Source organism: Streptomyces sp. NPDC004752 (assembly GCF_053601275.1).
This window is the reverse complement of sequence record NZ_JBSGBN010000223.1, coordinates 1-9,394: the sequence shown is the minus strand read 5'-3', so window position 1 is coordinate 9,394 and position 9,394 is coordinate 1. Positions and strand designations below refer to the sequence as shown.

9 protein-coding genes are annotated in these 9,394 nt (G+C 73.5%); 5 read left to right on the top strand and 4 right to left on the bottom strand.

Features of this window, described 5'->3' with window-relative positions:
• Positions 1-246: 246 nt before the first annotated feature.
• Positions 247-1,674, top strand: a complete 1,428-nt coding sequence (locus ACWEKM_RS44760; RefSeq protein ID WP_451627061.1) for a hypothetical protein — start codon at positions 247-249, stop codon at positions 1,672-1,674.
• A gap of 363 nt (positions 1,675-2,037) precedes the next feature.
• On the opposite strand, the gene ACWEKM_RS44755 is transcribed toward ACWEKM_RS44760, so the two are convergent.
• The 3 genes from ACWEKM_RS44755 to ACWEKM_RS44745 form a co-directional block, all read right to left on the bottom strand.
• Complete coding sequence (locus tag ACWEKM_RS44755; RefSeq protein WP_451627065.1) at positions 2,038-3,222, bottom strand: TerD family protein; 1,185 nt, start codon at positions 3,220-3,222, stop codon at positions 2,038-2,040.
• A gap of 99 nt (positions 3,223-3,321) precedes the next feature.
• Positions 3,322-3,528, bottom strand: coding sequence for a hypothetical protein (locus ACWEKM_RS44750; protein ID WP_451627064.1), 207 nt, complete (start codon positions 3,526-3,528; stop codon positions 3,322-3,324).
• 12 nt (positions 3,529-3,540) lie between these two features.
• Positions 3,541-4,350 carry an NAD-dependent epimerase/dehydratase family protein gene (locus ACWEKM_RS44745; RefSeq protein ID WP_451627060.1) on the bottom strand — a complete coding sequence of 270 codons (810 nt, stop codon included), beginning with the start codon at positions 4,348-4,350 and terminating at the stop codon, positions 3,541-3,543.
• 232 nt (positions 4,351-4,582) lie between these two features.
• Here ACWEKM_RS44745 and ACWEKM_RS44740 point away from each other — a divergent pair, with 232 nt between their 5' ends.
• Complete coding sequence (locus tag ACWEKM_RS44740; RefSeq protein ID WP_451627059.1) at positions 4,583-5,524, top strand: 5-dehydro-4-deoxyglucarate dehydratase; 942 nt, start codon at positions 4,583-4,585, stop codon at positions 5,522-5,524.
• Positions 5,521-6,684 carry a hypothetical protein gene (locus ACWEKM_RS44735; RefSeq protein ID WP_451627058.1) on the top strand — a complete coding sequence of 388 codons (1,164 nt, stop codon included), beginning with the start codon at positions 5,521-5,523 and terminating at the stop codon, positions 6,682-6,684. Before ACWEKM_RS44740 ends, ACWEKM_RS44735 begins: the two co-directional genes overlap by 4 nt.
• Here the strand turns inward: ACWEKM_RS44735 and ACWEKM_RS44730 are convergent.
• Entirely contained in the window at positions 6,621-7,853 is a 1,233-nt protein-coding gene (locus ACWEKM_RS44730; protein ID WP_451627063.1) for an MFS transporter, read from the bottom strand. The two genes, ACWEKM_RS44735 and ACWEKM_RS44730, sit on opposite strands and share 64 nt — an antisense overlap.
• Positions 7,854-8,110: 257 nt before the next feature.
• Here ACWEKM_RS44730 and ACWEKM_RS44725 point away from each other — a divergent pair, with 257 nt between their 5' ends.
• Entirely contained in the window at positions 8,111-8,698 is a 588-nt protein-coding gene (locus ACWEKM_RS44725; protein WP_451627057.1) for a TIGR03086 family metal-binding protein, read from the top strand.
• 562 nt (positions 8,699-9,260) lie between these two features.
• Positions 9,261-9,394 (top strand): helix-turn-helix domain-containing protein (locus tag ACWEKM_RS44720; protein WP_451627062.1); only part of this gene is annotated, 134 nt, incomplete at its 3' end.

Here is a 9,394-nt window from a genome sequence, read left to right as displayed (position 1 = left end):
CGGCTTCGCCCGCGGTGCCGTCGCGCGCCGGGGCGTTCGCGACCGGCGGACTTCGCGTCGAGCGAACGGCTGTCCCCCCGAACCGTCGCCCGACGACTTCTACGCGCGTCAATCCCCGGGCTGGTCAGGAGGGCCGTCAAGGTTTCGGCCAGGTGCGGTCCCGGTGACGAGAGGAACCGGGTGGCATGGGTGGAAATCCGTCTAGGCTGAGCGGCTGAGTCCCACGGCCGCGAGGAGAACCAGCCGATGTCAGACAGCTCCCCCCTGCCGCCGGTGCGGCTGCACTCCGAAGCGGAGCTGGCGCGCGCCGCGCTGTCCACGCCGTCGCTCTCCCGGGCCGTCCGGCTCGCCCGCTGGGCCGGGCCCGACACCAGGGTGGACGCCGGGGGCAGCCTGGCCGAGGAGCAGCTGCCGGCCGCGGCCGAGCTGCTTGGACTGACCGGGGACGAGGCCGCGGCCCGGACGAGCGAGGCATGGCGGGTCGCCATGGACACCGGCCTGGTCGAGATCGTCGACGAGGAGGCCGGGACCGTGACGGCGGGGGAGGAACTGGCCCTGCTCACCTCCGGCTCGCCGCACGATGTGCTCACGGTGTGGTGCGCCGCCCTGGAGACCGTCGTCGCCGACGCGAGCGTGCCCGACCTGGACGCTCTGGTGGACGCGCTGGACGCCGACGGCGAGGTCGATTTCTCGTCACTCGACTGGGACCCGGACGCCGAGGCCGACTTCCTCGACGGTGTCCTCGGCAACCTGTATCTGCTGACCGTCGGCGAGGACGGCCCCGGCGACGGCACGGTGCCGCTGCCCGTGCTCGCCGCCTCGATGATCGTGCCCCACGACATGGGCGAACCCAGCAACGACGTGCTGGAGCAGGTGTCCGACGCGATGATGCGCCTGGACGACCAGTTCCGGGCGCTGGAGCCGATCGGCGTCGTGGAGTACGAGCCGGTCGACGAGGCGCTCATGGCCGAGGGCGACGAGGAGCCGGCCGCGTCGGTGGACGACACCGATGTCGCCCGCTACGGCCTGGTGCGGCTCACCCCGCTCGGTCTGTACGGGCTGCGGGCGCGACTGCTGGAGGCCGGGTTCGCGGCGCCCGCGGTCGGTGAACTCGTGGACAAGGGCGCGGACGTCCTGCTCGACGGCACGTCCCGCTTTCCGCAGGCGGCGGCCCAGGCCGAGACCGAGCAGTGGCTGGCCCGCCGCGATCCCCTCGCCGCCGCGCGGGAGTTGCTGGCCGCGGCGCGGGGCGGCGACGCCGGGGCGCCGCTGCGCAGGCTGCGCTGCCAGCAGGCGCTGTCCCTGGTCGGTACGGAGGCCGAACCGGCGCTGCGGGAGGTCCTCGACGACGCCGAACTGGGCGGGCTGGCCCGGGTGTGGCTGAGCGAGCGGGGCATCCCCGGTGTGCCGGTGCCGTCGCAGGAGCTGGTGTTCTGGCTCACCGTCGACACGGTGGCCGCGCAGCTCGCCGCCGAGGGGAACTCCGATGAACTGCGCGCCCTGGTGGAGGGGCTCGCGGCCCAGCACAGCGGGTTCTTCGCGGCGGCCTGGCGGGTGGAGCACCCGGCGACCGCGGACGTGCTGGAGGCGATGGGCCGGCTCCACCCGGACAAGAAGATCGCCAAGGAGGCCCGCAAGGCAGCCTTCAAGGCCCGCTCGCAGCAGGGCATCTGACCGTCCGCGCCGTCGGCGTCACGGCCCGCTGCGCCCTGTGGCGTGATCAGCGCGATGGCTCGCGGGGGCACCGTTGTCGCCCCTGCTCTGCGCCCGAGGAGCAAGGACGGCATCCCTGACCCGGGTGGCGGTCGCTGGACCTCGCGGGCGGAAGCGGGGCGTAAGGACCCCCGAGGCCCCACGCACACCCCGGGTCATGGTGCGACGGAGAACAGCGCCGTGATGCTGGCTTGTGTGGCGCGCGAGGTGCGCGGGGTGCTCGCCCCGGTGGCCGACCCGCCCTGGACGCCCACAGCGCCCTGTTCCGGGACTGCCGACGGGCGCCCCCTCGGAAGTGGGCGCCCGTGCCGTCGTACCACCGTCCTACAGCGCCTGCGCGGCCGGCTTCACCATGTTGCGGACCGTGCGGCCCTTCACGAAGTCGCCCAGCGCCGTCATCTCCCACTCGCCGGAGAACTGGCGGATGAGCTTGGCCATCAGCACGCCCGTCTGCGGCTCGGCGCCGGTCAGGTCGAAGCGGACCAGTTCCTCGCCGGTCGCACTGTCCACGAGGCGGCAGTACGCCTTGGCGACCTCGGTGAACTTCTGGCCGGAGAAGGAGTTCACGGTGAAGACCAGGCCGGAGACCTCCTGCGGGATCCGGCCGAGGTCGACGACGATCACCTCGTCGTCGCCGCCGCCCTCGCCCGTGAGGTTGTCGCCGGAGTGCTTGATCGCGCCGTTGAGGATGGTCAGCTTGCCGAAGTAGCAGCTGTCGATGTGGTTGCGCTGCGGGCCGTAGGCCATGACCGAGGCGTCCAGGTCGATGTCCTTGCCGCGGAACGCGGGCTCCCAGCCGAGGCCCATCTGCACCCGGGACAGCAGCGGACGGCCGCCCTTGACGAGGGAGACGGTCTGGTTCTTCTGGAGGCTGACCCGGCCCTTGTCCAGGTTGATCTTCCCGGTGCCGGGCGCGGGGGCGGGCGGCGCCGGGGGAGCGGCGGGCATCGGGGGTGTCACCGGCTGGGCGGCGGGCATCGGCGGTGTCACCGGCTGGGCGGCCGGTGCCGGTGCCGGTTCCTCCACCGTGACGCCGAAGTCGGTGGCGATGCCGGCGAGTCCGTCGGCGTACCCCTGGCCGACGGCACGGGCCTTCCACTGGCCGTTGCGCAGATAGATCTCGACGACCACCAGCGCGGTCTCGGTGCCGAGCCGCGGGGGTGTGAAGGTCGCCAGGACGGCGTTGTCGTCGGCGTTGCGGATCGTCGCCGTCGGTTCGACGCCCTGGAAGGTCTGGCCCGCGGCGTCCGGGCTCGCGGTCACGACGATCTTCTCGATGCCGGGCGGGACGGCGCTGGTGTCGACGATGATCGCGTCGGGTGCCGCGCCCCCGCCCGAGCGGTAGGTCACGCCCGGGCCGGTGGGCTGGTTGTAGAAGATGAAGTCGTCGTCGGAGCGCACCTTGCCGTCGGCGGTGAGCAGCAGGCCCGATACGTCGAGCCGCACCGGGGCGGCGACGTCCACCGTCACACGGGCGGCGGCGAGAGGGATGTTCGAGCCGGGGGTCATAGCTGTCATGCCAGAGGTAACGATCGAAGGTGCTTTACCGTTCCCTTACCTTGCGCCCATTCGGTGCAGCGGCCACGGCGGCAGCCACGGCGGCCCGGTTCAGCGTCGTCCGCGGGGCCGTTCGCCGGATCGGTTGCGGGGGTGCTCGTGGGCGGTGCGCTCGTTGCCCCGCCGGTAGTTCCCGGTCCAGCGGGCCATGACCAGCTGGGGGTCCGCGCCCGCGTCCACCTCGGCCAGGAACCGCGCGAACAGCTCCGGCGCCCGCTCGTAGCTGAGCGGCACCGCCGTCGAACCGGTGCGGGTGATCTCCTGGCGCCGTCAGTACGGCCAGACCGGTGGGTTGTCCACGAAGCGTCCGCCGAGGCGGGTGTGGGCCGGGTTGTCCGGGTCCAGCTCCCCCTGTTCGGCGATCAGCCTGGCGGCGTACGGCTCCGAGTCGTCCTGCGGTGCGTAGCCGAGCGCCCGCGCGGACGTCAGGTCCCACCACAGGCGCGTGTTGGCGGACGAGCCGTGCACCACGGTGTGACCGATGTGCTCGGCGGTCAGGGCCGCGTGCAGCAGTCGGGCCCCGTCGGCCGGGCTCATCCACATCGACAGCATGCGCACGTCGGTCGGTTCGGGGAAACAGGCGCCGATGCGGACGGAGACGGTCTCCAGTCCGTGCCTGTCCCAGTAGAGCTGGGCGAGGTCCTCGCCGAAGGACTTGGACAGGCCGTAGAAGGTGTCGGGGCGGCGCGGGGTGTCGACCGGGATCAGCGGGTCGTCGCCGCGCGGGGCCGGGGTGAAGCCGACCGCGTGGTTGGAGGAGGCGAAGACGATCCGGTGCACGCCCGCCCCGCGGGCCGCCTCGTACAGGTTGTAGGTGCCCTCGATGTTCGCCTTCAGGACCTTCTCGAAGGTCGATTCCAGGGAGATGCCCGCGAGGTGGACGATCGCGTCGACCCCCCGCACCGCCTCGCGCAGCGCCTCGGTGTCCGAGAGGTCCGCGGTGATCGCGTCCGGCTCGCCCTCGACCGGGCGCACGTCGAACAGCCGCAGCTCGTAGCCGTAGTCCGGGAGCAGCTCCCGCATCAGGGTGCCGAGCCCGCCGGCGGCGCCGGTGAGCAGAACAGTGCGGGGAGCGGACATGCTCGGTCTCCTTGGGCCAACGTGAGTCAACGGCCGCATTCGTGGCCGGTATTCACATTCGTGGACACGCTAGGGAGCCGTGGCCTGGCTCGTCAAGTGCGGCGCGGAAGGGGGAGATTCGCATCTTGCGTCGCGGGTGTGCGCGCTTGACCGGCCTCAAGTGTGGCCCTTAGCGTGGGCGCGTTCAGAAATATAGACACCGATCACAAGCATGCATCGGTAGGGAGCGCCCGTGACGCCAGCCCCTCTCGCAGCTCGACTCCGTGACCCCGGCGGACCGCTGTTCTTCCCCGTCACCCCGTACGGCCCCGACGGCTCCGTGGACCTCGATGTCTACCGCGCGCATGTGCGCAGGGGCGTCGAGTCCGGGGCCGCCGCCGTCTTCGCCTGCTGTGGCACCGGGGAGTACCACGCGCTCCTGCCCGAGGAGTTCGCGGCCTGCGTAGGCGCCGCCGCCGAGGCGGCCGACGGACGGGTGCCGGTGGTCGCGGGCGCCGGCTACGGCACCAAGCTCGCCGCACGCTACGCGGGAATCGCCCAGGACGCGGGCGCCGACGGGCTGCTCGCCATGCCGCCGTACCTCGTCGGGGCCGGCCAGGAGGGCCTGCTGCGGCACTACCAGGAGGTCGCCGCGGCGACCGGCCTGCCCGTGATCGTCTACCAGCGCGACAACGCGCGGTTCACCCCGCCCACGGTGGTCCGACTCGCCCGCACGGAGGGGATCATCGGCTTCAAGGACGGCCTCGGCGACCTGGACCTGATGCAGCGCATCGTCAGCGCCGTACGCACCGAGGTCCCCCGCGACTTCCTGTACTTCAACGGCATGCCGACCGCCGAGCAGACCCAGCTCGCCTACCGTGCCCTCGGCATCACCCTCTACTCCTCGGCCGTCTTCTGCTTCGCGCCCGAGATCGCCCTCGCCTTCCACCGGGCGCTGCGCGACGGCGACGAGACCACCGTGCACCGGCTCCTGGACGGCTTCTACCGCCCCTTCGCCGAACTGCGCGACCAGGGCAGTGGCTACGCCGTCGCCCTTGTCAAGGCGGGCGTGCGGCTGAGCGGCTTCGCCGTCGGCGAGGTCCGGCCCCCGCTGCACGAGCCGAGCGAGGACCACGTCGAACAGCTCGCCCGGGTGATCGAGCGCGGGTATGCGCTGCTGGAGGAGGGCGGGTGAAGACCTCGGCGTACGTCTACCCCTGGGATGTCAACGGCGACCCGGTGGCGCCCGCGCGGCTCGCCCGGCTCGGCACGGCCCAGGTCACCCTCGCCGCCGCCTACCACTCCACGCGCGCGCTGACCCCCCGTCACCCGCGCCACCGCGTCGTCACCGCCGAACACGCCGCCGTGCTCTACCCGCTCGGCGACCGCTGGGCGGGCCGCACCCTGCGCCCCTACCCGGCCGGTGACTGGGCGCCCGGCGACGCCTACGACGAGGCCGCCGAGGCGCTGGCCGCGGCCGGCCTGGAGGTGTACACCTGGGTCGTCCTCGCGCACAACTCCCGCCTGGGCGCCGACCATCCGGACACCTCCGTCGTCAACGCCTACGGCGACCGCTACCCGTGGGCCCCCTGCATCGCACAGCCCGCCACGCGCGCGTACCTCGTCGACCTGGCGGCCGAGGCCGCCGTGCGCCCCGGCGCGCGCGGCACCGAACTGGAGTCCCTGGGCTGGTACGGGCTCGCCCATCTGCACGCCCACGACAAGATCGGCGGGGTCGGGCTCGGCGAGGCCGGGCAGTACCTGATGTCGCTGTGCTTCTGCCCCGACTGCCGCGCGGGATACGCGGAGCGGGACCTGGACCCCGGCCGGCTGGCCGCCGCCGTGCGGACGGCGCTGGAACCGCTGTGGCGGGGCGCGCCCGACCACGGGGGCTGGGCGGGCGTGGCGAAGCTCCTCGGCGAGCCGCTCGCCGCCGCCACACGCGCGTGGCGCGACGCCGCCGCCCGCGCGCTCCAGGAGGCGGCCGTCGCCGCCGTCCGCGCCGCCGCGCCCGAGGGCTTCCAGGTGCTGCTGCACGCGGACCCGGTGTCGTACCACTGCGGCGCCGACGCGGGCGTGGACCCCGCGCACATCCTGACCGTCGCGGACGGGGTGGTCGTGCCCTGCACGGGCGGCACGGGGCTGCTCGCGCCCTTCGCGGACCGGCGGCGGGCGGGCGCCGTGCTCGCGGCCAAGTTCACGATGGTCTCCGGCATGGGCGGCAGCCCCGGTACCCTGGCGGCGGACGCGGCCCGGGCCCGCGCGGCGGGCGCCACCGAACTGCGGCTGTATCACGCCGGGTTGGCGTCGGACGACGATCTGGCGGCGGTACGGGAGGCGCTCGCCGGGCGCTGAGCGAGCGACAGGGCCATCAGCAGCAGCGCCCCGCCGAACAGGGGCAACAGCAGCCGATGGTCGGCCAGTTCGACCAGGGCGGCACCGGCGGCGAGCCCGATCACGTTCGGCGTGAACAGCAGCGTGTGGGCGGTGGCGGTCACCCGGCCAAGGAGCGGGCCGGGCGTTTCGCGCTGCACGGCGGTGAGCGCGGCGATCAGCACGCACGGCAGCCCGGCCCCGGTCGCCACGCTGCCGGCCAGCGTCAGCGGCTCGACGGGGACCGCACGGGCGGCCACCGCGAGGGCCAGCAGGGCGATGCCGGCCGCCGCGAACCCGCGCTCGCCGAGCCGGCGCAGCGCGGCCCCGGAGACCAGCCCGACCGCCACCGAGCCGGCGCCCTGCGCGGCGTACAGCACGCCCGCGTAGGCGGGGGAGCGGCCGAGGTCGTCCACGACGGCGTAGGTCATCGCGCCGTTCAGGGCGGCGAAGAACATCGTCGCGCCGCCGGCCCGGACCAGCGCTCGCGGCGCCGGGTGCGCCCACAACTGGCGCACACCTTCCGCAGTCTGCCCGCGCCAGCCGTCGGCGGTGCGGCGCGGCCGCTCCTCGGCGACGCGCAGGAGGGCGTACAGCCCGGCGGCCAGCACAAAGGTGACCGCGTCCAGCAGGGCCACGCCCGCCCCGCCGTACGCGGCGTAGAGTCCGGCCCCGGCCAGCGGGGCCACCAGCTTCATGCCCTCGGTGGCGGTCATCCGCAGCCCGTTGAAGTCGCCGAGCAGGTCCGGGGCGACGGCCGCGGCGACGAGCGCCGACTCGGCGGCGTCGTGTACGACGCCCGCGGTGCCGTACACGAACAGCACCGTGAACAGCAGCCACAGACCGTCCGGGGAGTCGATGGTGCACAGGGTCGGCAGCAGACCGGCCAGGAGCAGGTTCACGGCGATGAGCAGCGGCCCCCGGCGCACCCGGTCGGCGAGCGTGCCGAGCGCCGGACCCGCCAGGGTCGGCGCCCACATCGCCAGCATGCACAGCGCGGCCAGCCCGTTCGAACCGGTGAGGTCCTTGACCCACACGCCCGACGCCAGCCACAGCGAGGACGTGCCGAAGCCCGACACCACCACCCCCACCAGATACAGCCCCGCGGCTCGGTCCCGCAGCACGCGTGCCACCGTCCAGGAAGTCGTCATGCTCGTCATGCCTGGTCATCGTGGGTCTAAGGCGGCGCCGTAGGCATCGGGCAGATGCCGTAGAAACCGCGGCCCGGTACCGCAGGGCGACCATCGCCGGAACGGGAAGCGGTCCGCACGGTCGACGGGCCCGCGATGAGTTTCGCGGCCCGCGCCGGTCCACCTTCCGAGCGACCTCCACTCGCAACAAGCGACCCACCCGCGACAAGCGACATCCACCCATGACAAGCGACCTCCACCCGCGACAGGAGAACGGCATGACCGACACGATGTTCGACCTCGGCCCGCAGACGCGCATCGTGGCGCGGCTCGCCGAGGGGGTGACGGACGAGCAGCTCTCCGCGCCGACGCCGTGCCCGGACTACGCGGTGCGCCACCTGCTGGGGCATCTGGTTGGGCTCTCCACGGCGTTCCGCGACGCGGCCCGCAAGCGGTTCGGCGCGACCACCGACACCAGCCCGGACGCCTCCGTGCCGGACATCGGCCCGGGCTGGCGCACGGAACTGCCCAAGGCGCTCGCGGAACTCGCCGAGGCATGGCGCGATCCGGACGCCTGGACCGGTATGACGCGGGCCGGCGGGGTGAACCTGCCCGGCGCCGTCGCGGGCGCGGTGGCCGCCGACGAGCTGGTCATCCACGGCTGGGACCTGGCCCGGGCCACCGGCCGGCCCTACGAGCCCGACCCCGCCGCGCTCCAGGCGTCGTACGCCTTCCTGCTCGCCGCGACCGAGCACCCGCCCGGGGGCAACGGCCCGTTCGGCCCGGTCGTCCCCGTCCCGGACGACGCCCCCCTGCTGGACCGGGCGGTGGGGCTGAGCGGCCGGGACCCGGGCTGGAAGCCGTAGCCCTACGGGGGGAAGCGGGGCCCGTGTCCAGCGGTCCCCCCTCGAAATGCCCCGTCCACGCCGACATCCGTCCTGTGCGCATCTCCGCGTGCGGAAGCTCGGTGTGGCGGTCGGGCTGGTGTCCGGGGCCGCGCCGCCCCGGCTCGGCGAACGCGGCACCGGGGCGGCACAGCGGCGCGCGGGGCGACCGTCCCAAGGTGCCCGACGGGATCGTCGTCGCCCCCGGCCTCAAGCTCTTCGGTTACTTCAGCCTGTTCGGCGGCTTCGCCGGGGCCGGGGTCCGCACCGCCGTACTGCTCGTCCTCACCCTCACCCTGATCCTGTCGGACCTCTTCGACGCCATGCGCCATGGGCACCAGCGTCGGCGTCAGCCCCGAGGCCGGCGCCGCGTTGCCGTTCCTCGGGTCTCACCTTCGTGGACACCCCGGTCTTCAGGCCGGGGAGGAAACGAAGCTCCTGCGGAGCAGGGCAGGGAAAGCCGGTTTGCCGCCAGGGCGGATTGGCGTGCAGCGTCTACCGGCCGATATCCGCCACTCACATGGAATCTGATAGCGTGTAAGGCGTGCCGCAGCAGGTCAAGCGGGCGTTCAAGTACCGCTTCTACCCCACGGACGAGCAGGCGGCTGAGCTGTCGCGCACGTTCGGCTGCGTCCGCCTTGTGTACAACAAGGCGCTTCAGGAGCGCACGCGGGCCTG